The following is a 21,940-nucleotide window of genomic DNA, read 5'->3' as shown; positions in this document are numbered from 1 at the left end:
AGGGTTCTGGCCAAGGGGGTTAGGCAGTATGACCAGGGACGATAATGCTTTGTGGCAGGCAGGGCGTGAGCGTTTGCATGCCAGTCACATCTGGAAATTCAAAAGTCGTGTGGAGGCCGAGACGGGTGCCTCCTTCTCAAATTATCACGAGCTGCATCAATGGTCGGTCGACCAATCTTCCGCGTTCTGGGCCGCAGCTGCCGACTATCTGGGAATCATTTGGGACAGGCCGCCCTCATCCGTGTTCGTGCCGCCACCCCAAGGAAAGATGCGCGGCGGCCAATGGTTTCCTGAGGGTCGGCTCAGTTTTGCTCGGAATCTGTTAGCTCATCAGGATAAAAATCCGGCCAAGATCATATCTATAATAGAAGGTCTGCGAGACCCCGTCGTTCTTCCCAGTGAAAGCCTGAAAACCCAGGTGGCTCAATGCACAGCGGCCTTGAAGAAGGTCGGCGTAAAGTCCGGTGATCGTGTCGCCGGTATCTGTCCGAACACGAGCGAAGCCATCGTTGCCATGCTGGCGACAAGCGCAATCGGAGCCATCTGGTCGTCCTGTTCTCCTGATTTCGGCAGCGAAGGGATCCTGGACCGCTTTAGCCAGATCGAACCCACGGTGCTGTTCGCTACCCGAGCCTATACATACAGCGATAAATTCATCGATTGTGCGAGCACCGCGCTGACTGTAAGCCGAAGTCTGCCGACCGTGAAGGCGTGCATCATGATCGATCCTTTGGGCGTTGGACAGCATCCCTCCCCCTTTGTATCCTGGCAAAATTTTCTTGGAGCGGAAGAGCCCGGGCATGCGCTGGCCGCATTCGAACCGGTCGCGACACCGTTTGATCATCCGCTGTATATCCTTTTTTCCTCGGGTACCACCGGCAAACCCAAGTGCATCGTGCATTCCGTGGGCGGGACACTCCTGCAACACAAAAAGGAATTGATGCTCCACAGTGATCTAGGGCCAGGCAAGCGTCTGCTCTATTTCACAACCTGTGGCTGGATGATGTGGAATTGGATGGTTTCCGCTTTAGCGACCGGAGCCGATCTGGTCCTTTTTGAAGGTTCCATCAATCGACAGAATTTTGGGGTGCTGTGGCAGGCGGTCTCGGATCACGGCGTCACCTGTTTCGGGACCAGTCCCAAATTTCTTGCGTCCTGTATGAAGACGGGCCTGACGCCACGCACGACCTTTGCCCTGGACCGCCTGGAAACCATGCTGTCCACGGGTTCGCCGCTCATGCCGGAACACTTTCAGTGGGTGTATGAGGCGGTGAATCCAGACCTTCATCTGGCTTCCATCAGTGGGGGAACGGATATCGTCTCCTGTTTCATGCTCGGCAATCCCTGGCTCCCCGTTTACGTGGGTGAGATCCAAGGACCCGGCCTCGGTATGGCGGTCGACTGCTGGGATGAGGAGGGGCATCCGGTCCGGCAGAAGCGTGGAGAACTCGTCTGCACCAAGCCTTTCCCATGCATGCCGATCGGCTTTTGGAAGGATGATGGGCGCAAGTATCAGGAGGCCTATTTCAACTTTTATCCCCATGTGGAAGTGTGGCGACACGGTGATTTTATTGAAATCACGGAGCATGGGGGGATCACGGTTTATGGTCGCTCCGACGCAACACTTAACCCGGGGGGTGTGCGGATTGGAACCGCCGAGATCTATCGCCAGGTCGAGCAATTCCCTGAGGTTCAGGACTCTCTGGCTGTTTCACGGCAAAGAGACGGCGATGCGGAGATGGTGCTCTTTGTCAAATTGAAGGAAGGTCTCACGCTCAATGACGAGCTGGTCCGGAACATCAAGGCTGAGCTGCGGCAGAAACTTTCCCCCCGGCATGTGCCGGCCGGCATTCACCAGGTAACGGATATTCCCTATACCCGCAGTGGGAAAAAACTTGAACTGGCGGTGACCCGAATTCTGCATCATGAGGCCCTGGATAACCTGTCAGCGATCGTCAATCCGGAATGTTTGCCGGAATACGAGCGCTGGCGTTAGGCGGCTCCCAGGTTTTTCAGACGACGTTTGGCCTTGTCAAATTCGGGATTATGAGTCAGAACCTGTTGATAGTAAAAACGGGCGGAATCGAGGTCGCCCAGTTTTTCTTTGGCATATCCCAGATTAAATATGATCCGAAAATCATTGGGCCGCATCTTCAGAGCGGCCATATATTTTTCGATCCCCTCGCTGTATTTCTCCAGCTTGACATAGGCCAGGCCGAGGGAATTCAGAACGCTCACGTCCTTTTCATCGAAATCCAAGGCTTTTTCAAAATTTTTCATGGCCGAATCGTAGTCGTCCTGAATCAAATACAGGCGGCCGAGACCCTTATAAGCCTGGGCCAATTTTGGCGACAGACGGATGGTCTTCTTAAAGAAGAGTTCCGACTGTGGCAGGTCCTCCTCCTCCAAAAATGCTTTGGCCAGAATCAGGGTATATTTCGGGTTCTCGGGGCTGATCTGATGGGCTTTTTCCGCCATCTCGATCAGATCACGGGTGGGGCCGCGGACCAGATAAAGCTCCACGAGCGTGCGAATGGCGTCCACATAATCGGGATTGGCATGGTGTGCCTGCTTCAAAAGCATGATGGCACGTGCCGTATCGTTGCGTAATTCAGCGACCTGGGCCAGTCCGGAAAGGGCACGAGCGGACTGAGGATTGGTCTGCCGGGCCTGTTCGAACAGCGCCTCCGCTCGATCGATATCATTCAGCCGGAGCAGCTCCTGCGCTTCCTCTATGGTTTTATTGATGGGCGAGGGGGCACGCTTGACCCTGAGGACACTCATCACGGCATCGCGGAATTCCTCGTAGCTGAAGGGCTTCAGAAGGTACCCATCGATCCCCACCTCACTTGCCAAGATAATGTCTTTCTTGAGGTTTTCGACCGAAAGAAGCAAAAACGGAGTCTGCGCATGCCGGGGATTTTCTTTAATTTCCCGACAGAATTGGATGCCATTCATGTCTTTCAGGCTCCATTCGCAGATGAAAAGCCCGACATTCATAGTGAGAAGGCTGATTTTGGCATCGCGAACGGTGGACACGAACTTATAGTTGGTGATCTTCAGATTGCTAAAAAAGCCTTTCATGGAATTTTTATAGTTCAGGGTCGGCTCTATGATAAGAACGCTTTGATTCCCGAGGAAATTGCGGGCTCCAAACCCGGATTTCATGACTTTTCTCCCTGAAGGACCAGCGTTGTTTTCGGCAGTTCTCAGGAAAAATTAAGCCGATCACCCCGAAGGCACCCTCGGGCAGGGGCTCCGCCTATAAAAAAAACGTGTTTTTCCGCCCAAAACAGTTGCCTCGATCTTATGTTCTTTGGTATTGCATCATCTCTGTTTCGCAGCAGATGCTATCAATGAAGCTTGATTTTCACTGCTGGCTTAACGTAATTTATAGGGTATGCACCCATCGCACTTTCATACTTTTTAGGAGGTCGAGTTTTTATGGCGAAGAAGAAGGCCGGAACAAAGAAGGCTGCTGGCAAGAAAACCGTGAAAAAAGCTGGCGGCACCAAGGTCAAAGCTGAAAAGAAAAGAGAGCCACGGGCGATTCCCACTGGCCCAAAAAATTTCGATAAAGTCAGCAAAACCCGCACCAAAAGCCAGGTTTTGGCTTCGATTTCCGACAACACCGGCCTGTCCAAAAAAGAAGTCAGCGCCTTGTTCGAAACCCTTGGCGAACTGATCGGCCACGACCTGAAAAAAGGCCCAGGAACCTTCACCGTTCCCGGCCTGATGAAAGTCACTGTGGTTCGCAAGCCCGCTACCAAGGCTCGCAAAGGCACCAATCCCTTCACCGGCGAAGAGATGACCTTCAAAGCCAAGCCAGCTCGTAACGTGGTCAAAGTTCGCGCTCTGAAAGCTCTGAAAGATATGGTCTGATGGACTGGACTCCGTGGGACTTGAACAAAGTCCCGGTCGAGAGTCTTATGGAAAAGCGGCTTTTTAGCCGCTTTTTTGTTTTTCCTTGAGCAGTTCGGCCACCGTTTCTTGCAGTTCTGCATGTCGCCAATCGCCAGCCACTTCCGCCACAGGTCCCAGGACGAACAGTCTTTTATGCATTTCGGGATGGGGGATGGTCAGTGTCGGAGTTTTGACGCTCGGAAAATTTCCGTGTGCATCCTTCCACAAAATTATGTCCAGATCGATCGTGCGGTTGCCCCAGCGCAGGGTGCGGGTGCGGCCCAGGCTTTGTTCTATGGCGAGGAGCCTTGTGAGCAAGGACTCAGGTTCCAGCGTGCTTTGGATGACCAGGGCCCCGTTCAGAAAGGGACGATCCGCCGCGCCCATGGCCTCAGTCTCCAGCAGCCGTGACTGGCGCTGGATAGGGCCGCAACTTGTGCGGATAGCTTCGATGGCCTGACCTATGTAATACTCTCGATCACCGAGATTGGCCCCCAGGGCCAACACATATTCCTGCATAAAACGCTGGTCTCCGCGGGCTCGCTCCCGGCGGGGATCATAGTCGAGCCACAAGGCGAAGGCAAAAGAAATGGCATCGGAAGCGATCAGTTCCTTGGATGAAATTGAAAACCGCTATCAGGGATTTCTATTCGATGCCTATGGCGTTCTGCTGGATGGATCGGGTTTGATTCCGGCGGGAGCCGCGGTCTGGCATGACCTGAGAAAACGCGGCAAATCCTGCTGGATTCTGACCAATGGCAGTTCCCGCACACCCGAGCAGGCCACCGCCGCTTACCGCGCCCTGGGATTGGATGTGACTCTGGATGAGGTCATTACTTCGGGTTCGCTCCTGCCTCGTTATTTCGAAGAGCAGGGTTTGCGTGGAGAGCTCACCTGCGTCCTCGGCACAGCCGCGACCCATGAGCTGGTGCAAAAAGCCGGTGGAATCCCCTGTGGGGCGCTTGATTCGCATGATTATGCGGTGGTCATCGTTGCCAACCAAACGGAATTTCCGCTGCTGGAGACGCTGGACGCAGTGCTGACTCATGTCTGTCGACGGGTGGAAGACGGACGTCCTTGTTATCTCATTCTGACCAATCCTGATCTGATTTATCCGAAGTCCGGGACCACTTATGGATTTACGGCAGGATCCCTGGCCCTGCTCCTTGAGGCTGGCCTTAAACTGCGACTGGGGCCCGATGCTCCACCTTTTGCCAAACTCGGCAAGCCTTTTGCACCGATTTTTGCCGAGGCTGAACGCAGAGCCGGCCATAAAAATCTGCTTATGATCGGCGATCAATTGGAAACGGATATACTCGGTGCGAATAACTACGGAATCGATGCGCTGCTCGTCGGCACCGGACTGACCCGCATCGCTGCGGGCATGCAGTTTCATCCCGAGCCGCGTTACGTTCTCAGTGCATGGAGGGCCAGGACATGATGATCATCACCCTGGGCGATCCTCTGAGCATAGCCGTGGAATGCCTCGTGCGGGAGCAGGATCTCTGGGCGAACGACCCGACCCGAACCGTGGTGCTGGTGGGCGCGCGTCCCCAATGGTCGCAGCAGACCAAGGTCGCCTTTCCCTTTAAAGAGATCAAACAATGGTCGCTCATGCATGGCCCGGGACTCTATTTTTTCGACAGCAGTCCCGATTGCCCGGCCGTGGATCCACGGCAGCTGCGCGATGAGCAGCGCGGGCAGGTGGCATTTGATGCTTTGTCAGCGCTTCGCTCCCTGCCGCCTGATCTGAAATCCCTCGCCGTGCTGACCAGTCCCATCGATAAATCGGTGTGTGCCAAAGCCGGATTTCGCTTTCCGGGTCAGACGGAATTCTTCGAAGATCTGTGGGGCACGAAGGGAATTATGATCCTCGCCGGCACAAAGCTGCGCGTTGCGCTGGCCACCAATCATCTGGCCCTGCGTGATGTGCCCGGTGCCATCCGATCGGAGCTGATCGTTCGAAAAGCCCAGCTTTTGCAGGCTTCCCTGCAACGTATTTTTGGTTTGGCGAAACCCCGCCTCGCGGTGTCCGGACTCAATCCGCACTGCGGGGATGGAGGGCTCTTTGGCGATGAGGATACGCGGATCATCGCCCCCGCGGTGACGGAGGCCCGCCGTCTGGGTCTCGATATCGTCGGACCTTTACCGGCTGATACCATCTTTTTTCGGGCTTATTCCGGCATGTTTGATGGGGTGCTGGCCATGTATCACGATCAGGGACTTGGTCCATTAAAATCCCTGCATTTTTATGATGCGATCAACGTTACCGGGGGCCTGCCGCATCTGCGTCTGTCGCCCGATCACGGTCCGGCCGCTGAACTTTACGGCCGCAATGAAGCGCGTTCAGACAGTTTCCGTTTGGCTTTGCAGCAGGCTCGTCATTATCTGGGGTGGTAAAAGCTATGGAACGCAGCACAATTGAAATCCGGGGCGCCTTTGAACACAACCTGAAGCATCTCGACCTGAACATTCCGCGCGGACGCATTACGGTGATCACCGGAGTCAGTGGCTCGGGGAAAAGTTCCCTGGCATTTGATACGATCCTGGCCGAAGCCAACCGACGCTTTTTCTATACACTGTCGCATTATTCCCGGCAGTTTTTGGATCTTGGCTCCCGACCGGCCTTGCGGTCCGCCAGTGGACTCTCGCCGGCCATTGCCCTGGCGCAGAATGAAACGCAGCCCTCGGTTCGCGCCACGGTCGCCAGCCTCACCGATATCGGCGAACTGCTGGGTATACTCTTCGCACGGTTCGCTGAAAAGCGCTGCCCCAAACATGATCTGCCGACCGAGTCCCGCACCCTGGATGACCTGGCGGCTCATGCCCGCGCGCAGCTCTTTGGCAAGACGGTGGCCATCCTCGTTTGCGTTGCCGATCAGAAAAAGGGACAGTTCCGCAAGGTGCTCGAGGACTATCAAAAAAAGGGTTATGCCCGCGCCTATATCGATGGCGATCTCGTGACACTGGAACCGATTCCGGTTCTGGCCAAAGAGGAAAAGCATGATATCGATATTGTGATCGACGTCACCAAGGTCGAACCCAGTCGTGAGGCGCGCCTGCGACGCTCGCTCGAAACCGCGCTGACGCTGGGGGAAGGAACCGCCGTTCTGTGTCAGGCGGATGCCAAGGGTGTGCTGGATAAAAAAACCCGCCAGCATCTATCACTTCACGCCGGTTGTCCGGTTTGTTCCTTCAGCTGGCCGCGCCTCGATTCCCGACATTTTTCTCCGAACTCGCTCGGTCGTTGCCCATCCTGTGATGGACGGGGCCTGCAAAAGGATGAGGATGAACTCGATACCGGCAGCGATTTTTTTGAGCCGGACCCCTGTCGCAGCTGCGGCGGTACCGGCCTTTTGGTTGATCTGAAAGCCATCCTCTTCCGCGGCCGTTCGATTCACCGCATGTATCAAAGTTCGATCGCCGAACTTGAAAGTTTTTTTCGGGATGCCCTGTCCAGTCTGCCGCCGGATTCGGCAGCTCAAAAATTGGTCCTCGAGCAGCTCGCGCAGCATCTGCGCCGTTTAAAAAATCTGGGGCTGGATTATCTGGGACTCGGGCGGCGGATCCTCACGCTTTCCAATGGGGAGGCGCAGCGTCTACGACTCAGCAGCATCCTGAGTGAACAGTTGCGCGGTGTTCTTTATGTCCTGGATGAACCGAGCCAGGGTCTGCATGCCAGTGAAATCGAGAAGATCAATGAAGCCCTCCGCCGTCTGCGGGATCAGGGCAACACCGTCCTGGTGGTGGATCATGATCCGCATATCATGCAGGCCAGCGATTGGATCGTGGACCTTGGACCGGATGGCGGTCGTCAGGGTGGACATCTTCTGGCTCAATTTGCTCCGAAGGATGCGGCCCTTTATAAAAATGAATCGCTCACGGCCCGTTACCTGGCGGGACAAAAGGAAGTGGCCGCGACCAGGTCCGGCAAACGGCGCAGCTTTGAACAGTACATCACACTGCATGAGCCGCAGCTCCATAATCTGCGCATGAAACGGGCGCGATTCCCCCTGCAGGCCATGACCGTGGTCACCGGTGTCAGCGGCGCGGGAAAAAGCAGTCTGGTTTTGAAAACACTTTATCGCAATCTCGATCAGATTCTGCGGGAAGGGCCGCGGAAAAATCCGATCGCCGTCAGTCGCATGGAAGGTGCCGATGCGGTGACGGCCTGTACGCTGATCTCCCGCAAGCCGATCGCCAAGTCCTCGGTCAGCATGCCAGCCACCTGGCTCGATATCTTCACCGAGTTGCGGCAACTCTTTGCCAGTGTTCCCGAAGCGCAGATCATGGGACTGGATGCCGGTTCCTTCTCGCTCTCACATGATGAAGGACGCTGCCCGGAATGCAAGGGGCGCGGCGTGCTGGTGCTGACCATGAAATTTCTTGCCGACGCGGAAGTGCCCTGCCCCATTTGCGGTGGCAAACGCTATAAACCTCAGGTGCTGGAGGTGCGGTACGGGGGACTCAATCTTGCGGAAGTTCTGGAACTCTCGATCGCCGAGGCGGTGGAAATGTTTCAAACGCATCGCCTGATTCAACGGCGTCTGCTGCCCGCCGTGCAACTGGGATTGGGTTATCTGAAATTGGGTCAGCCGAGTTCCAGCCTGTCCGGTGGTGAGTCGCAGCGATTGAAGCTCGTGCCTTATCTTGCGAAAAAAACCGTGCCGGGCACCGTGCTTCTCATGGATGAGCCGACCGCAGGCCTGCATTTCCGTGATGTCGCCCTGCTCCTGGATCAACTGCAATCGCTCGTCGCGCAGGGAACCACACTGATCATAGTGGAACATGATCAGCAGGTGATTCAGGCGGCCGATTGGGTTCTGGAACTGGGGCCGGGATCCGGTGAGGCGGGCGGTCAACTCCTCTATGAGGGGCCTCCGAAGGAGCTGAAATCACAGGGTTAAAAAAAACTTGCCATGCCTTCTTTGCTGTGTCATAAAGCCATCACAAAGAACAGTTTTTGACCCAGCAAGGAGTTCGATATGAAACACGTGTTCATGGCCGCATCCCTGATTCCTGCCTGTTTTGTTTTGGCTTGCGGCACCAAAAAACAAGAGAAAAATGTTCCGGTCGTGGTCGCCGACCAAAGTTCCGATTCCACCAATCCCACGGGATTGGATTCCCCAAAAAATTGTACATCGGATGACGTGAGTCAAAGCCAGGATTGCCTTGCCATTCCTTTTGGAGAAATGCGCGTTCTGCGGACGATGTCCTGGTTGAACCCTGAGTATTCCACGGACGGTGACCTCGAGGCCCACGAGGGCGACTGCCTGGAGAAATTTACGGTCGCGTCGATGGACGATAAAGCCCGCACCACACTTGATGTGAAACTGAGCAACATGGACCTCAAGGACAACGCCGCCAGCTGCCGTCTGCAGATGCGGGTGGCCTTTGCCCGGGGTTATGCCTTTGCGATTCGTCGGGTCGAGGTGCCCCTGAAGAGTGAAATTCCGGTTGATTCCCGGGCGTTTTTTGCTGGATCCTATGGTATCCAAGGTAAAAAACCCCTGGTGATGCAAAAGACCCTGGAGTCCCGATACTCGGCCAAACCCCTGCGTCTTGATTATAGCGTCGCGAATCAGGACATCGTCTGGTCGAACTGCAGTGGGCAGGCGACCGTGGTGGTGGATACCAAATTATCCATGGATTTCAATGGGTCCGAATCGAATGGAGATTTGCGGATAGAAGGCAACTCCCCGTATCGTTTGGAAATCATCTGGGCCAAGTGCCAGTAACGAGTATCTCGAATTCATACTCCTTGTGATGAAGCGGCGGTCTGCGGATCGCCGCTTTTTTCATTGAAATTCCTTTCTTAAAAGTAAGTGTCGGGGGCTCAGACAGAATCCTCTTTTTCTGGCACGCTCCAGGAAAGTTACGCATAGGATTCAGGAGCTTGCGGCTGGCCTTCGGCTTGCAACAGGTGAGGGGAGTTGTTCTCCTTCTGTTGCGGAGTTGTTATGTTTCTGAAAGCTGCTTCCACCTCAATGTTTCGAATCCTGGCCCTGAGCCTTGTATTTTCCGCCACTGGTGGCATTTTTCTTGCCAAACAGTCGATGGATCAGCGCGAGCTTTTCTCCAAGGAGCTGCGGTCGGTCACCGTCGTGCCGCCTGCGACCAAACCGGCCCTGACCCAGGAAAGTATCGATATCGCCCTTGAACTCTTTGCCATCAAGGTTCCGTCCAATTCCAGTCATCCCCGTTTGGATATGACCCTCGAGGATCGCGGCTTGACCACGCTGAACGGCTGGGGCACCAAGCTGGATGTGACCATTGGACCCGCAGCTTTCACCAGCTGGGCGCTGTTGGGCTCGACCCTGGCGCATGAACTGGAAGTGCATTGCCGTCAGAACTTTGCTGTCATTCGTATGAAGGATTTGATGGGCTTGGATGGGACGCTGCAGGCGGAACGTGAAGCCTATCTGCACGAGCTGGCCAACTCCGAGCGTTTTCACTTGAAGACGGCCGACCAGATGAACATCAAGGCCACGATGGATTATTATTATCCGGCATCCACCCAGGCGGATGATCGCCTGAGCGCCAGGAAGTAATCAATAACGAATCATGCTGGGCTCGACCTGAGTCGCCCAGCTTTCCACGCCCCCACGCAGGGATTTGACCCGCCTGAGTCCAGCCTCCTGGAGATAAAAAGCCGCCGAGAGCGAACGGGCTCCGTGGTGACAGATGGTGACAACCGTCAGCTCTTTCAAACCCTCAAAAATTTTGGCCAGATCCGTGCGTGCCATCAGATGAGAGCCGGGCACCCTGCAGATTTCAAATTCCCAGGGTTCCCGCACATCCAAAAGAAAAACGCGTTCGGGATTTTTCTGCAAAAGATCCTGGAGTGAGGTGGCGCTGATTTCAATATCTTCGGCCATCGTTGCTATCTGTTCCAATCTTTTTACGACTCCTTCCACAGGCATGTGAGCGCGATCGGCGAGATCAGCGATCGTCCACTGATGGACTTCTTCGTTACGGCTTCCAGACTGCCAGCAGAGCACGGCAAAGGCCTCTTCGATTACCAGCGGCAGGTGCGGTATTCTCAGTATGGACAAGGGCGCGTCTTTGTTCAGTCTCAATTTGGCTCATAACCTCGCTTATATTCGAGGTAATACTGGACTGATCGTTCCAGATCAGCAAGTTCTTTATCGGTTAAAGGTCGAGCTTCGCGCGCCGGATTGCCTTTAATCAAGGTTCCTGGGCTGAATTTTTTTCCAGGAGGCACAAGGGAACCTGCGGCCACGATGCAACGGTCGGGAATCGTTACGTCGTCCATCACCGTCGCGCCCATGCCTATCAAGCAGAGATTTCCGATCCGACAGCCGTGCAGCACCGCGCCGTGTCCTACGGTTACGTCGTCTCCCACGAACGTGGGAAAGTAGGTGTTGGTCACGTGAATGACCGTTCCGTCCTGTATGTTGGTGCGCTTGCCGATCCGGATATAATTGCAGTCCCCGCGGATCACAACGTTAAACCAGATGCTGCTGTCTTCACCAATTTCCGTGTCGCCAATAATATGAGCACCGCTGGCAACAAAAACCCCGTTACCGAGCGTTGGCATTTTTCCCTTGTAAGGCAGAAGGGTGGATCCAGGCATCATATACATCATTCACTCCTTAAATCCTGTCCCAGATTTTGAATCAGATCCTCGGGACCGAGACCATCGGTCCCCCATTGCAATACCGCTTTTTGGGCCGCTTTGGCCACTGCTCTTTGCGCTTCATTTCCCACCACCCCGGCCTTGTGTCCTGCGCAGCCATAAGCCGCCGCCACTCCCGCCAGAACATCACCACTTCCCGCTTTGCCAAGGGCGCGGGAGCCGTCGCTATTGACGAGAAAGCGTCGACCCTTGTGCGCTGAAACAGTGAAGGGTGTGGCACTTTTATAGAAAACACTGACGCCAAAGGTCTCACAAAAGTTCCAGGCGCTCGTCAGCGTTTCCAAATTTTTCAAGTCGCTGTGCGCGGCGGCGATGGATCGCCATTCACCCGGATGCGGAGTCAGGAGGGTCCGCTCGGGATCAAAGATGAGGCCCTGGGCAAGCGCGCTCCAATTTTTCAAGGCGCCGGCATCAAAGACCAGAAACAGACCGGAGCTTTTCTGGGCATCCTGCAAAGCGCGCAGAAGCTCGGGCGTTAAAGGATTCTGCATGGTGCCGGGACCGATGACGAGCGCTTTCACGCGTCGCTCATGAAGAAAGGGCATAAGCCTTTGGGGATCCGCTCCAAAATCCTCATAGGTTAAAAAACGCGGCAGAGCCGGACGATGGTGATCATCCAAAAGTGCGACGCTGACCCAGCCCGCACCGGCCCGCATCGCCGCTTCTGCTGCCAAAAGCGGGGCTCCGAGTTTACCCGCGCTGCCGCCGATGACCAGGATATGACCGCGGGTGAATTTATGAGCGTTCGCCGGCAGATCATGCCACGGGGAGGACTCGGGCAGAACATGTCGGTCATGGTCCAATTGAAAATCCTGCTTTTGCAGACTCTTCGTGATGGCTTCCGGATGAAAGCGCAAGGGGACCACACGCAGTTGCCCGCAGCTCGCACGGGATGGCTCCAAAATGTGAAGAAGTTTCGGAGCTCCAAAAGTGATCGTATCAGTGGCCGGCAGGTAAACCTCATCGGGCTGCCATGAATCGGCGAGGAGGCCCGACGGCAGATCGATGGCGAGCACGTGTTCCGCTTTAAGTTTGGCTAAATCCTCCAGACACTGACGCACCAGACCGGGACGCAGGGGTTGTTTGGGGCCGAGTCCGAGGAGGCCATCCAGAATCAAGGTGGATTGGGAAAATTGAGAAAAATCCTGGGCGTTGCGGTAGGGTCGACAGACCTGTCCAAGCTGCTCATAGCGCAAACGTTGTGTCTTGCGATCCGGACTTTCCTGGGCGCCTTCCGCCATGACGTCGAACACCACGGGAGCAAAACCCGCTTCGGCCAGATAGCGTGCGGCGACCAGAGCATCGCCTCCGTTATTGCCGGCCCCTGCGGCCACTAGTATGGAAAGACCGGGTTTCCAAATTTCCATGGCCAGGCGCGCGACTGCGAGCCCGGCCTCTTCCATCAGGTCCAGGGCAGGAACAGCATACAGCGTCGTCGTGAGCTGATCGATATCGCGAGCGACCTGGCTGGTCCAGATCACGGCTTAGTTTCCGCTGACCTGGCCACCGGCTCTTTGGATGACCTTGACAATTTTTTCAGTGACTTCGCCCTTGAGAGGCCGATGCGCCAGGGCGATTTTTTCCTTGGTCAGGGCGAAATGGCAACCTTGGGGGGTTTGATCGCATTTGAAATGCAGCGTGGAAGTGCCAAGTTTGGAGATGGTCACGATCATTTCATTGCCGCTCATATCGAAATTGACCATCTTGGCCAGCTGGCGACCGCCCATGGCATCCTGTAATTTCTGAATGACTGCCTGGGGATCGTTCTCGGAAAACTGGATCTGCATGGATTACCACTCGCTGGTATAGGCTTCCCGGCAAAGGTCGTGGAGAAGCTGTTTCACAATCATTTCCTCTGTCATAATAGATTTTTGATCCATGATCCAGGAGATTCCTCCGAAGGGGTCGCAGTGGGGATCGAATCGATGCAGGAGCTCATTGCTCTGATGAAAACCCTGCAGACGCGACAGATGGATCTCGAGACTCAGGTCAGTTTGCATGAGCTGCAGCTGCAGGCGACCCAGGACCAGCACGAAGCCAGCCATGGTTTCCCGGCCTTTGGCATAAACCGGAAAAAGACTGAGTTTTTTATCCTTCCGACTGTTGTCATTGAAAATGGCGACGGCTTCCTTGGTGCTCTGGAAGAGCAGCGTCACCGTTTTTTGCAGAGTGGAACGACTGTGCTCATGGGCTGCCGCCGGATTGCCGAGTTTCCACGCACCATCCTCAAGGCTCGCTTGGGCAAGGATCTTGACCCATTGACGATCCATGTTTCACCTCCTTTTTTTAGAAACCTGTGTGGATATTGATATGGAGTGAAAAATTCGAAATGACAGTTGGGAAGACATCGCGCTGGGCTGCCCTGGTATTTTCATTATTGGGGCTCAGTCCGCTCATGCTGCGATCCATGGCCCAGGCCTCAAAGCCGAGATCAATGGCCTTTGTCACACTGAAGTCCATGCGCAGGCGCGCACCGAATGAGGTGGAGTCGAACTCGATCACGGTGACCTCGCCGAGGTCGTGAAACCTTTGGCCTTCCGTGACTTCAAAGAAGGCGCCGAGCGAAGTTCGGAAACCCTGGTCCTGGCCATAACCGATTTCGGAGAGGATGCGTCCCTGCCAGTCAGGGCCATTCACGCGATCCACATTGTAGGCATATTCCGAAAGTTCGCCCTGCAGACCAAAGCGAACGAAATTCGTCGTCACGTACTCGATGCGGCCGATCTGTCTGGCATTTGAAAACAGAAAGTTGCCATCGAAGACATACCCATAAAAATCATTTTTCAGAACGGTGGCCAGATTGTTGTTCTTTTGCGCGAGGAAAATGCCGACCTGCGGAATGCCCGCGCCCTTGGGTTCTTCCGTGCCACCCGGCACGAGACCGCGGCCGCCGATGTTCAGACCCAGGCTCGTGCCGGTCGCGATCGACCATTCCACAGCAGCCTCGGCCCCAAAACCGAAAAGGGAGCGCGCCCCATTCTTCTGCAGAAGAAAGCGTTCCTGTTCCGTGCGGGCATCGGGCAGGGCCAGCACCTCGGCGCCGGCGCCTTCGAAGCTTTGTGCGGTAATATCAACCTGGAATATCCAGTGGGGGGCCTTCTGCGTGGCCTCGTTGCGTTCCAGTCCGGCGCTCAGTTTGAGCGCGCCGGCTTTGATCTCATGATCCTTGGTCTGGTTGTTCGCTGTCTGGTGCGACTGCATGGTGGCGCGTGGAATCAATTGCACCTGACGCCTTGCGGTCAGGTAACGAAAGGGTTTCGGTGGTTCCACAGGTGCGGCCGGAGCAGTGGCATTGGGTCGGTTGGCCGCCGGCGGCACGGAATTTTGCAGCTCCTGCTTTTGCTGCTGAATGAGCAGACGTTCCGCTTCCTTTTGATAGAGCCTCTGCGATTTCAGCAGTTTGGAAGGCAGTACCACCGCCTGCTCAAACAGATCGATCGCCAGCTGATACTCGCCCTGCTTGAAGGCCGCGATACCTCCGTAATAGCCGGCAAGATCGAAGAGCGGATGACCGTTCGGCACATTGCGAAAGGCTTTCAAGGCATTGGGAAAATCATCGGAGCGAAACGCGGACTGACCATATTCATAGCTTGGATCCGGTTCCAGAATGCTGATATCCTCGACCTGCTGAAAGAGTTTATAGCATTCGGTGAAGCGCTTGAGCTGATAAAGGGCGCGGGCCAGCTGAATTTTGGCGGGAACATAGTCCGGCTGCTTTTGCAGAAGCTGGGAGAAAAGGTCAACCGCATCATCGTAGGATTTGGCTTCATAGGCATCCATGCCGCGGCGGAAAAGCCTTTGCAGAACGGCGCTCTTGGCCGGAGTTTTGGCGGCAGGCTTGGCTGGCGCCGCCCAAAGGGACGAACTGATGCCAAACCCTGCCAAAGGGATGGAGATCCCCCAGAGTGCGGTCACAAGACCAGCGGTCCGGATCAGCGCTTTCATCAAGCCTCTTTACATGGTGCGTACGTCTGTCTCGCTTCATTATACCAAAGAGGCCGTCCACGCGCTAAGCTGGGCACATTTGACCTGGTTGTGCCTAAAAAACTTGCAGAAGCGGCAGACACAACTTGATTGACTCAGCTGATTGTTTATAATAGCCTTTCGTCCTTTCTTTATTTCCAAGGAGTGGTACATGGCCCGCGTTTCCATAGAAGACTGCCTCCAGTACATCGAAAACCGCTTTGCACTGGTCGCGGTGGCCTCACACCGGACCCGTCAGCTGATGGAAGGCAAAACTCCTTTGGTTAAAACCAAGAACAAGGAAGCTGTCACAGCTCTGCGTGAGATCGCCGAAGGTCTCGTCGTCAGTGTGCAACCCGAAAGCGAGAAAGCTCGTGCTGCGGCCCCGGTAGCCATGGCTCCTGCCAGCGATCAGGCCTAAGCGTCCTCTTAGGGATCCTTTGGATCCCTTCCCCTCCCTCCTTTTCCCGAGCGTCAATTCAAGACATTGAATTTTCTTCAGTGGCCACTCCCTCTTTTTTTCTGTGCGTCTGCGCTATGGTACTCCCACTTCAATCCAGGACTTCAGGGTTACAAAAGGAGTTCCCATGCGTATTCACGCTCATTCCATGCTTTGCACGTTTGGTCTCACGCTGGTCATCAGCGGCTGCCAGCCTTCCGATTCCAGTCAGATGCAGGACGAGTCGACCCGCGCTTATAACTGTCAGGCGATACCGGCCTGTGATGCCAAAGCCCCTGATCCTGGGGCGTTACGTCCGTTCAACGGCAGAAAACCCGCAGGCCAGGCCTGGCACCGGGGGCACGATCAGTACTTCCGCGAGGGTGATACGCAGTGGCTCATCGGGAAATTCAACTATGGGAGTCTGCTCGCGCGCCGGAACCTGATCGGCGAGGAGGTTGATATCCATGTTCTGCGGGGCTGCGGCACCAGCTGGGAAAAATTAGGGACCTCGCTGACCACAGACGGCGGTGGCACAACCATCGAAGGCATTCCCGATGATGGCGGTCGCCTTTACTTTGAAATACCAGCGGACAAACAGCTAGGTGTCGGACGCCATCGCGTGCGCATGGTCGTCGCCGGCGATCACAGCGCCACGGAACTCTTCGTCGAAGTCGTCCCCGAAGGCGTGCCGCTCTTTGTCAGTGATGTCGATGGAACCCTGACCACAGCAGAGCTGGCAGAACTCGGCTCGACCATTACCGGCACCATTCCGCAGGCCAATGACGGAGCCGCGGAAGCTTTGAAAGGTCTGGTTAACAAGGGCTATCGGCCGGTGTACCTGACCGCGCGTCCGGAACTTTCGGTCCAAAGAACCCGGGAATTCGTGGACGTTCGCTCCTTCCCTGTTGGGCGGGTCGAAACGAGTCTTTCCCCACTTTTGGGACTGCTTGGTGACAAGGCCGTGGAATATAAATCGGAGGCCTTGCAGCGCCTCACTGATAAGGGCTTTGAAATAGCCTATGTCTTTGGCAATACCGCGAGCGATGCAGAGGCTTATGAAAATGCCGGCATTCCTGCGGAATCGCGCTATTTCTTTAAGTACAATGATAAATTTGGCGGTCAAAGGATTGAATCGTATCGGGAACTGAATGAGTTCGCGTCGTTGGAAGGCGTCTGCGAATAAAGCGATCGATCATCGTTTCTGGGCTGAAACGTCCGCACCCAAAATCATCTGGCTGATGCAGCTTTCCACCAGGTCTTCCTTGCTGATATAGCGGGAATCAAACCAGTAGAATCGATTGCATTCCAGCCAGATCTGTTCGCCAAAGACTTCATGGATGGCGTCTTTCAGGCTATCCCGCAGATCATAGTAATCCCAGGCCGTGGCCTGTTCGGCCTGCTTGCTTGCGATGTAGTGTTGGCTGATGGATTCAAAGCTGCAGCGGATGTTGCGATGGATAAAATGATTCACAAATTTGTGGATGTGCGACTCGTACTTTTTTAAGTAGGACCGCTTTTTCACGGAGCGAAATTTTGCTAATTCAATAACCTGTCCCATGGCCTCACCTTATTGTCCAGCATACCATCAACCTCCTGGATTCTCTCCTCTATCGGCGCTTAGTCTGCTTTTCTTAAATTGCATAAGCCAAATTTATAGGCAGTTTTTACCGGGTAAAGCTGGGAAAAATTGAGTCCTTTCAGTCGGTTGAGGGGGGGTAAAAAAACTTGTATTCTTTCGATAGGCCCCTCTGTCAGGAGGTAGCATGGGATTCAAAGTGGGCGACAACTACTTCAACCGGGATGGTTATCCCGGCGTTATCGTTGCGCGGGATCCCAAGACCGAGCAACTGATCGTGGAAAAGGAAGGACCGAACTTTGATAGGGCCAGGAACTTTGGCTATATCAATGGCTTGAGTCCCCAGGAGCGCGGTGAGTTCGAAACCATCATCAGCGAAGTGCGCGAGAAAAAGGACCCTCGGGAACGGGTAGCCCTCTTGCAAGACGCGGTCGAACAGCTGCGCACGGACCCCAAAAAGCAGGTGCTTAGCCGCTATCTGGAAGGGGAAATGTCTCATATCATGAATTCCGAAGGCCTCAGCCCGAGGATTTTTAAGATCGATGAAACGAAACTCTAAGGTTTGGGAAAGGGGATTTTCATGCCACATATCGGTGATCTTATTTCGAAAGCAGGGATCTACACCAATCCGGGTGTGGTGACGGAAAAGAAAGAGGACGGTACCGTGGTCATTGACACGGAACCCATGGCCCTCAACAAGTATCATCGTTATACCAATACCACCGGCCTTAACGAGGATGAGAAGAACAAGTTCAACGGCATCCTCGATCAGATCTACACAAAAGAGGACGATGTCGAGAAAATCAACGACATCCAGCAAAATATCGACAAATTGAAGGTCGATCCGCAGAACCAGAAGATCGTCCAGTATCTGCGGAATCAGCAGGCCTACCTGATCCGTCAGGCGAAAAACCTGCCCCGCACATACAACTATGATGCTTCGAATATTCGTGGCATGAAACCGGTCAAAGAGTAAAAGCCAAACCAGGGAGCCTCAGTGCGTTGTGACCTGAGGTTCTTTTCGGTATTCCAGCTCCTCGACGATCAGTTTCAGGCTGTCGCGGCTGCCTTCCGGCGCGATCTTTGCAGCTTCATTATACATGCCAATTGCCGCTGTCAGGTCCCCCTTCAGCAGATAGGCCTCCCCTAAAAATTTCCACCATTCCAGGCGAAAGGTCATGGGCAGTTCCTGTGGAAGGTGCGTACCCGCCATGCGATCGAGAAGCTTGACGGGCAGGGATGTGGACGGCGTATTCCTGAGAAAGAGATAGGTTTCGACCCAGCTGGCCTCCGCCGCCAGTTCCTCGGGCAGCTGCCTTTCAATGCCTGCGAGCAGACGCAGCCAGGGCTGGCCCCGGCCTTCCGGAACGTCACGGAGGAGAAGCCAGCGTACCCAGAGCTGCCGGAGCAGGCCATCGCCGATGTGTAGCTCCTGCACAAGGGTGATATATTCCCGCAGATCCTCCCGCGCGTCCGCCCTTTCCCCAAGTTGAATCCGTCGATCCGTGGCCAGAAGAAAGGCCTCGACATGTTCGAGGATACGCGGCGGATTGGGATTCATGGCCTTAAGGTCGCGATCAAAGTCAGGATCATCCTTGCCTTGTGCCATGGCCCGAAAACGCTGCTGCAGAACCAGAAGGCGGGCCGTGGGATCCTGGTCCAGGGCCACGCGCCAGGGCCAGTAATCCTGGGCCGGTATCCATCCGTCGGGCTGCCTTTGTTTGAGCAAAAATCCCTCGGTCTTGGTCAGCATCGCCTTGCTATGCGGGCAGGCATCCCGCAGGATTCCGGGATAACGATAGAGTGATTCCGCCTGCAGCGCCGGACCTTCCACCATATAATGCTTGCGGAGCCAGCTCTGCCAGGCGCCGATGATGCGTTCCGCCGGCTGGCCAAAGGCTTCCTCCCAGCTGGATCCGGCATAGAGCGCCTTCACCTTGGATAGGCCGCCATGATCCAGGAGATAAAGAATCAGCGAACCCGCCACGGTATAAGCCCGGCTGCCGGATTCACTCCAAAACATCGGCGAAAAAAGCTGCTCGATCTGCGCCACGCGGCGATTTTGAATGATATCCGCCGCTCCATCGTGCAGACTCAGACCATCATCGCGCGGCGCCAGCGCCACGGCCAGGCCTTCCGTGAACGCCATGTTCGGATGAAAACCCAAACCATGATCGGCAAAGCGTGAAGCGATCGCATGCACCAGCTCATGACGCAGCGTGGAATGCGGCCAGCCATCGATGGTGATGTGAATGGAAGGCGTAACCACATCGGTAATGTCCGTGCCATCACCACCAAACCAGAGTTTTTTGGTCTCCCGGCTCGGATACACAAAAATATGAACATCCGGATGGGAAACGGCCAGAATTCGCATCAGATCCTGGCTGTGAAAACGGGCAGACTGATAGATGTTTTCCAGTCGCCGTTGAAACGCACCATCCAAAGGTCGATCGCGATAATGCAGAGTAAATCCCGGACCGAGACGGCGGTCAGGCATGCTTTCCATCAAGGCGGCCAGTCCATGCGCCTGGCTCGGGCTCTGGCGTCCCTGCCAGTGGCAGACAAACCAGGCGGCAAGACAGAGCACGACCACCGGCCAACGCTGGTGTTTGCGCTCCAGAATCACACTGGTGAGCAGAGCGAGGGCAAGACAGATATGGCTCATGCGCATCCACACGATGCCGGCATCCAATGGAATCCAGCTGTCGTAAATTGCGCCGTGCAGAAAGCCGGCAAAAATATGGGTGGCGCGTTTCTGGGGTTCCCACCAGACCTGCGTCGCCAGGGCGAGACAGCTGATGAAGAGAACAAAGCCACAGATCAACGCGAGTTGCATGCGCGATAGGCCCTGACGCCGCGCATGTTCCACCCAGGTGGCCACGGCAAAGCCAAGACAAAGATGGGGAAGAGTCTGCAGCCACCAAAACGTGAAGAATTCACCGCTGGCACAGGGGCACATATTCCAGCCAAAGACCACGAGCGCCGGTACGAGGTTGCCGGCGATACCAGCGAGCATATACAGAAGGCGCCTGGGCATGGAGAGAAAGGCAGGATGGATCCAGGCGGCGAATGGAATCAGAAGCAAACAGGCATAAGCGTTGAGTGTCGCATATTCATATTCGAAGTTGCGCCCCATAGGCAGTAACAACGGCCAAAGAGCCGCCACTATGGGGATCAAAATATACTTGATCAAAGGTTTTGCCTCGTTGGTTTCCGCGTGAGAACGAGCAGAACCTAGAGTGTACTAAAAAATGCCCACTGACGCGAACCCTGTCGGCATAATGAAAGAAGTTGACGCCGATGTCTTTGGATATTCCGCGAGAATTGCAGGGTGTCCTGTGGACTCTGTTCGGGGTGGCGATTGATAAGATCAGCAAAGATGCGATCTGTGGCTTGCATAAGATTCATGGTGCGCAGGCTCAGCAGGCATTCACCTGGAGTGGCCATCGTGAGGCCACCGCGTTTCATGGCCTCATAATCGCGGAAGGCGTCCTGGAGTTCATCGTCACCCAGGAGGTCGGCCACGAGCTGCAGCTGTTCGATCTTGCCTTCGACCATGGCCGCGGTTTCGCTTTTGTAGACGCTGGCTCGGTAATAATTCAGCTGCTGCATGATCTCCGCTTTTATATCCCGCGACAATTCGATGAGTTCCATCATAATATCCCGGCGATCATAACGTGACATGGGCGCCTCCTTATTCCCTGATCAAACGTGCTCACAAGTCTATTGTATCAAGGGAGGGGCGAGTGCTGTCAAATCCTTGGCCGATAAGGGTTTTGGTCGGTTTTGAGGAGTTTCGCTGAAAAGAGCAGTTCTTACGAACTCATGCAACGCTCACCATTCCGCGCGCACAGAGCCGTCGGGTGAACTGAGAATGAGTTTCATCGGATCGGTGCCATTGTCCGGCTGTCGATCGAACAGGATGAGGAATTCAAGACTCCAGAGATTGATCTCGGGAAAAAAAGGCTGCCAGCGTTCCTTGGGTTTCAGCTTCCTGATGGCGGAAGGCTTGAGCGTCTGGCCATCCACCAGGAGCTGGATATTCCAAACGTCGGTGTCGGCGACATCCTGCAGTTCACTGTTGGCCGTATAGATTGTGACAAAGAAAGCTGTTTTTTCCGAAGCTTCTTGCATCAAAGGCTGGGGTTCGTTCCAGATGTGAGCGTAGCGTTGCGTGAGGGCTTGCTGAAACTGAGGGGTCACCCGGGTGATGTGCGCTTTGAATTTGGTTTCAAAATTATGGATCACATCGTACTGGACCGAAGCGGCCTCGTAGACTGTGAAATAAGGCTTATCCTCATGGGCTTCCAGAGGATAAGTGACTTCGGGTTCAGGTGAACTGAGGCAGGCCGTCAGCAGGATAAACAGCGGTACGAAGCAGCGTGTTGGCACGTCA

At 55.0% G+C, this 21,940-nt stretch carries 23 protein-coding genes; 11 read left to right on the top strand and 12 right to left on the bottom strand.

From position 1 onward, the window contains the following. Positions 1-28: 28 nt before the first annotated feature. Positions 29-1,996, top strand: coding sequence for an acetoacetate--CoA ligase (locus tag OLTU_RS24450; RefSeq protein WP_141735370.1), 1,968 nt, complete (start codon positions 29-31; stop codon positions 1,994-1,996). On the opposite strand, the gene OLTU_RS24445 is transcribed toward OLTU_RS24450, so the two are convergent. Then, positions 1,993-3,168 carry a tetratricopeptide repeat protein gene (locus OLTU_RS24445; RefSeq protein WP_141735369.1) on the bottom strand — a complete coding sequence of 392 codons (1,176 nt, stop codon included), beginning with the start codon at positions 3,166-3,168 and terminating at the stop codon, positions 1,993-1,995. The two genes, OLTU_RS24450 and OLTU_RS24445, sit on opposite strands and share 4 nt — an antisense overlap. 276 nt (positions 3,169-3,444) lie before the next feature. On the opposite strand from OLTU_RS24445, the gene OLTU_RS24440 reads away from it, so the two are divergent. Continuing rightward, positions 3,445-3,882: an HU family DNA-binding protein gene (locus OLTU_RS24440; protein ID WP_141735368.1), complete on the top strand. Its 438-nt coding sequence runs from the start codon at positions 3,445-3,447 to the stop codon at positions 3,880-3,882. 63 nt (positions 3,883-3,945) lie between these two features. Here OLTU_RS24440 and folK read toward each other — a convergent pair whose 3' ends face one another. Continuing rightward, positions 3,946-4,476 carry a 2-amino-4-hydroxy-6-hydroxymethyldihydropteridine diphosphokinase gene (folK, locus tag OLTU_RS24435; RefSeq protein WP_218110238.1) on the bottom strand — a complete coding sequence of 177 codons (531 nt, stop codon included), beginning with the start codon at positions 4,474-4,476 and terminating at the stop codon, positions 3,946-3,948. A 16-nt stretch (positions 4,477-4,492) separates the two neighbouring features. Between folK and OLTU_RS24430 the strand changes: the two genes are divergently transcribed. The 5 genes from OLTU_RS24430 to OLTU_RS24410 all read left to right on the top strand — a co-directional run bounded on the left by OLTU_RS24430 (position 4,493) and on the right by OLTU_RS24410 (position 10,454). Continuing rightward, positions 4,493-5,344 (top strand): HAD-IIA family hydrolase, encoded by an 852-nt coding sequence (locus OLTU_RS24430; protein ID WP_141735366.1) that lies wholly within the window; start codon positions 4,493-4,495, stop codon positions 5,342-5,344. Continuing rightward, the gene (locus OLTU_RS24425; RefSeq protein WP_176736920.1) at positions 5,341-6,303 is read left to right on the top strand and encodes a PdxA family dehydrogenase; all 963 of its coding nucleotides are present in this window, start codon (positions 5,341-5,343) and stop codon (positions 6,301-6,303) included. Before OLTU_RS24430 ends, OLTU_RS24425 begins: the two co-directional genes overlap by 4 nt. A 5-nt stretch (positions 6,304-6,308) precedes the next feature. After that, positions 6,309-8,810 carry an excinuclease ABC subunit UvrA gene (locus tag OLTU_RS24420; RefSeq protein ID WP_141735364.1) on the top strand — a complete coding sequence of 834 codons (2,502 nt, stop codon included), beginning with the start codon at positions 6,309-6,311 and terminating at the stop codon, positions 8,808-8,810. A gap of 78 nt (positions 8,811-8,888) precedes the next feature. After that, positions 8,889-9,641 (top strand): DUF4360 domain-containing protein, encoded by a 753-nt coding sequence (locus tag OLTU_RS24415; RefSeq protein ID WP_141735363.1) that lies wholly within the window; start codon positions 8,889-8,891, stop codon positions 9,639-9,641. 222 nt (positions 9,642-9,863) lie between these two features. Continuing rightward, the gene (locus tag OLTU_RS24410; protein ID WP_141735362.1) at positions 9,864-10,454 is read left to right on the top strand and encodes a hypothetical protein; all 591 of its coding nucleotides are present in this window, start codon (positions 9,864-9,866) and stop codon (positions 10,452-10,454) included. Here OLTU_RS24410 and OLTU_RS32475 read toward each other — a convergent pair whose 3' ends face one another. From OLTU_RS32475 to OLTU_RS24380, 6 genes are read right to left on the bottom strand one after another with little or no spacing between them, the layout of a single operon-like run. Then, positions 10,455-10,982, bottom strand: a complete 528-nt coding sequence (locus OLTU_RS32475) for a rhodanese-like domain-containing protein (RefSeq protein ID WP_218110237.1) — start codon at positions 10,980-10,982, stop codon at positions 10,455-10,457. Then, entirely contained in the window at positions 10,979-11,512 is a 534-nt protein-coding gene (locus OLTU_RS24400) for a gamma carbonic anhydrase family protein (RefSeq protein WP_218110236.1), read from the bottom strand. The genes OLTU_RS32475 and OLTU_RS24400 overlap by 4 nt, the downstream gene beginning before the upstream one ends. Then, complete coding sequence (locus OLTU_RS24395; protein ID WP_141735361.1) at positions 11,509-13,044, bottom strand: NAD(P)H-hydrate epimerase; 1,536 nt, start codon at positions 13,042-13,044, stop codon at positions 11,509-11,511. The genes OLTU_RS24400 and OLTU_RS24395 overlap by 4 nt, the downstream gene beginning before the upstream one ends. 3 nt (positions 13,045-13,047) lie before the next feature. Continuing rightward, positions 13,048-13,350 (bottom strand): hypothetical protein, encoded by a 303-nt coding sequence (locus OLTU_RS24390; RefSeq protein ID WP_141735360.1) that lies wholly within the window; start codon positions 13,348-13,350, stop codon positions 13,048-13,050. A 3-nt stretch (positions 13,351-13,353) separates the two neighbouring features. Further along, positions 13,354-13,833 carry a hypothetical protein gene (locus tag OLTU_RS24385; protein WP_141735359.1) on the bottom strand — a complete coding sequence of 160 codons (480 nt, stop codon included), beginning with the start codon at positions 13,831-13,833 and terminating at the stop codon, positions 13,354-13,356. Between the two features lie 16 nt (positions 13,834-13,849). Then, on the bottom strand, positions 13,850-15,508 hold the full coding sequence (locus tag OLTU_RS24380) for a tetratricopeptide repeat protein (RefSeq protein ID WP_141735358.1): 1,659 nt from the start codon (positions 15,506-15,508) through the stop codon (positions 13,850-13,852). A 190-nt stretch (positions 15,509-15,698) separates the two neighbouring features. On the opposite strand from OLTU_RS24380, the gene rpoZ reads away from it, so the two are divergent. Together rpoZ and OLTU_RS24370 are read left to right on the top strand one after the other, a co-directional pair. Next, complete coding sequence (gene rpoZ, locus OLTU_RS24375) at positions 15,699-15,947, top strand: DNA-directed RNA polymerase subunit omega (RefSeq protein WP_141735357.1); 249 nt, start codon at positions 15,699-15,701, stop codon at positions 15,945-15,947. Positions 15,948-16,113: 166 nt separating this feature from the next. Beyond that, positions 16,114-17,151 (top strand): LNS2 domain-containing protein, encoded by a 1,038-nt coding sequence (locus OLTU_RS24370; protein WP_141735356.1) that lies wholly within the window; start codon positions 16,114-16,116, stop codon positions 17,149-17,151. 9 nt (positions 17,152-17,160) lie between these two features. On the opposite strand, the gene OLTU_RS24365 is transcribed toward OLTU_RS24370, so the two are convergent. Then, a complete protein-coding gene (locus OLTU_RS24365) occupies positions 17,161-17,526 on the bottom strand; it encodes a hypothetical protein (protein ID WP_141735355.1) in 366 nt (121 codons plus the stop codon). Positions 17,527-17,731: 205 nt separating this feature from the next. Between OLTU_RS24365 and OLTU_RS24360 the strand changes: the two genes are divergently transcribed. Both OLTU_RS24360 and OLTU_RS24355 read left to right on the top strand, forming a co-directional pair. After that, positions 17,732-18,103, top strand: coding sequence for a hypothetical protein (locus OLTU_RS24360; RefSeq protein WP_141735354.1), 372 nt, complete (start codon positions 17,732-17,734; stop codon positions 18,101-18,103). Positions 18,104-18,124: 21 nt separating this feature from the next. Beyond that, positions 18,125-18,520 (top strand): hypothetical protein, encoded by a 396-nt coding sequence (locus OLTU_RS24355; RefSeq protein ID WP_141735353.1) that lies wholly within the window; start codon positions 18,125-18,127, stop codon positions 18,518-18,520. Between the two features lie 18 nt (positions 18,521-18,538). Here OLTU_RS24355 and OLTU_RS24350 read toward each other — a convergent pair whose 3' ends face one another. From OLTU_RS24350 to OLTU_RS24340, 3 genes are all read right to left on the bottom strand, one after another. Further along, the gene (locus OLTU_RS24350; protein ID WP_141735352.1) at positions 18,539-20,737 is read right to left on the bottom strand and encodes a tetratricopeptide repeat protein; all 2,199 of its coding nucleotides are present in this window, start codon (positions 20,735-20,737) and stop codon (positions 18,539-18,541) included. 41 nt (positions 20,738-20,778) lie between these two features. Next, the gene (locus tag OLTU_RS24345) at positions 20,779-21,228 is read right to left on the bottom strand and encodes a hypothetical protein (RefSeq protein ID WP_141735351.1); all 450 of its coding nucleotides are present in this window, start codon (positions 21,226-21,228) and stop codon (positions 20,779-20,781) included. Positions 21,229-21,378: 150 nt separating this feature from the next. Further along, the gene (locus OLTU_RS24340) at positions 21,379-21,936 is read right to left on the bottom strand and encodes a hypothetical protein (protein WP_141735350.1); all 558 of its coding nucleotides are present in this window, start codon (positions 21,934-21,936) and stop codon (positions 21,379-21,381) included. Positions 21,937-21,940: the final 4 nt, after the last annotated feature.

Source organism: Oligoflexus tunisiensis (genome assembly GCF_001748245.1).
GTDB lineage: Bacteria > Bdellovibrionota_B > Oligoflexia > Oligoflexales > Oligoflexaceae > Oligoflexus > Oligoflexus tunisiensis.
Note: the sequence above shows the minus strand (reverse complement) of the source record. Positions and strands in the feature narration are given on the sequence as shown.

Bases quoted from the DNA above. Each gene is read 5' to 3' on its own strand.
- OLTU_RS24415 (WP_141735363.1), top strand. From the start codon at position 8,889: ATGAAACACGTGTTCATGGCCGCATCCCTGATTCCTGCCTGTTTTGTT.
- OLTU_RS24445 (WP_141735369.1), bottom strand. From the start codon at position 3,168: ATGAAATCCGGGTTTGGAGCCCGCAATTTCCTCGGGAATCAAAGCGTT.
- OLTU_RS24370 (WP_141735356.1), top strand. From the start codon at position 16,114: ATGCGTATTCACGCTCATTCCATGCTTTGCACGTTTGGTCTCACGCTG.
- OLTU_RS24420 (WP_141735364.1), top strand. From the start codon at position 6,309: ATGGAACGCAGCACAATTGAAATCCGGGGCGCCTTTGAACACAACCTG.
- OLTU_RS24440 (WP_141735368.1), top strand. From the start codon at position 3,445: ATGGCGAAGAAGAAGGCCGGAACAAAGAAGGCTGCTGGCAAGAAAACC.
- OLTU_RS24385 (WP_141735359.1), bottom strand. From the start codon at position 13,833: ATGGATCGTCAATGGGTCAAGATCCTTGCCCAAGCGAGCCTTGAGGAT.
- OLTU_RS24365 (WP_141735355.1), bottom strand. From the start codon at position 17,526: ATGGGACAGGTTATTGAATTAGCAAAATTTCGCTCCGTGAAAAAGCGG.
- rpoZ (WP_141735357.1), top strand. From the start codon at position 15,699: ATGGCCCGCGTTTCCATAGAAGACTGCCTCCAGTACATCGAAAACCGC.
- OLTU_RS24450 (WP_141735370.1), top strand. From the start codon at position 29: ATGACCAGGGACGATAATGCTTTGTGGCAGGCAGGGCGTGAGCGTTTG.
- OLTU_RS24360 (WP_141735354.1), top strand. From the start codon at position 17,732: ATGGGATTCAAAGTGGGCGACAACTACTTCAACCGGGATGGTTATCCC.
- OLTU_RS24345 (WP_141735351.1), bottom strand. From the start codon at position 21,228: ATGTCACGTTATGATCGCCGGGATATTATGATGGAACTCATCGAATTG.
- OLTU_RS24430 (WP_141735366.1), top strand. From the start codon at position 4,493: ATGGCATCGGAAGCGATCAGTTCCTTGGATGAAATTGAAAACCGCTAT.
- OLTU_RS24400 (WP_218110236.1), bottom strand. From the start codon at position 11,512: ATGATGTATATGATGCCTGGATCCACCCTTCTGCCTTACAAGGGAAAA.
- OLTU_RS24410 (WP_141735362.1), top strand. From the start codon at position 9,864: ATGTTTCTGAAAGCTGCTTCCACCTCAATGTTTCGAATCCTGGCCCTG.
- OLTU_RS24355 (WP_141735353.1), top strand. From the start codon at position 18,125: ATGCCACATATCGGTGATCTTATTTCGAAAGCAGGGATCTACACCAAT.
- OLTU_RS24425 (WP_176736920.1), top strand. From the start codon at position 5,341: ATGATGATCATCACCCTGGGCGATCCTCTGAGCATAGCCGTGGAATGC.
- OLTU_RS24380 (WP_141735358.1), bottom strand. From the start codon at position 15,508: ATGAAAGCGCTGATCCGGACCGCTGGTCTTGTGACCGCACTCTGGGGG.
- OLTU_RS24390 (WP_141735360.1), bottom strand. From the start codon at position 13,350: ATGCAGATCCAGTTTTCCGAGAACGATCCCCAGGCAGTCATTCAGAAA.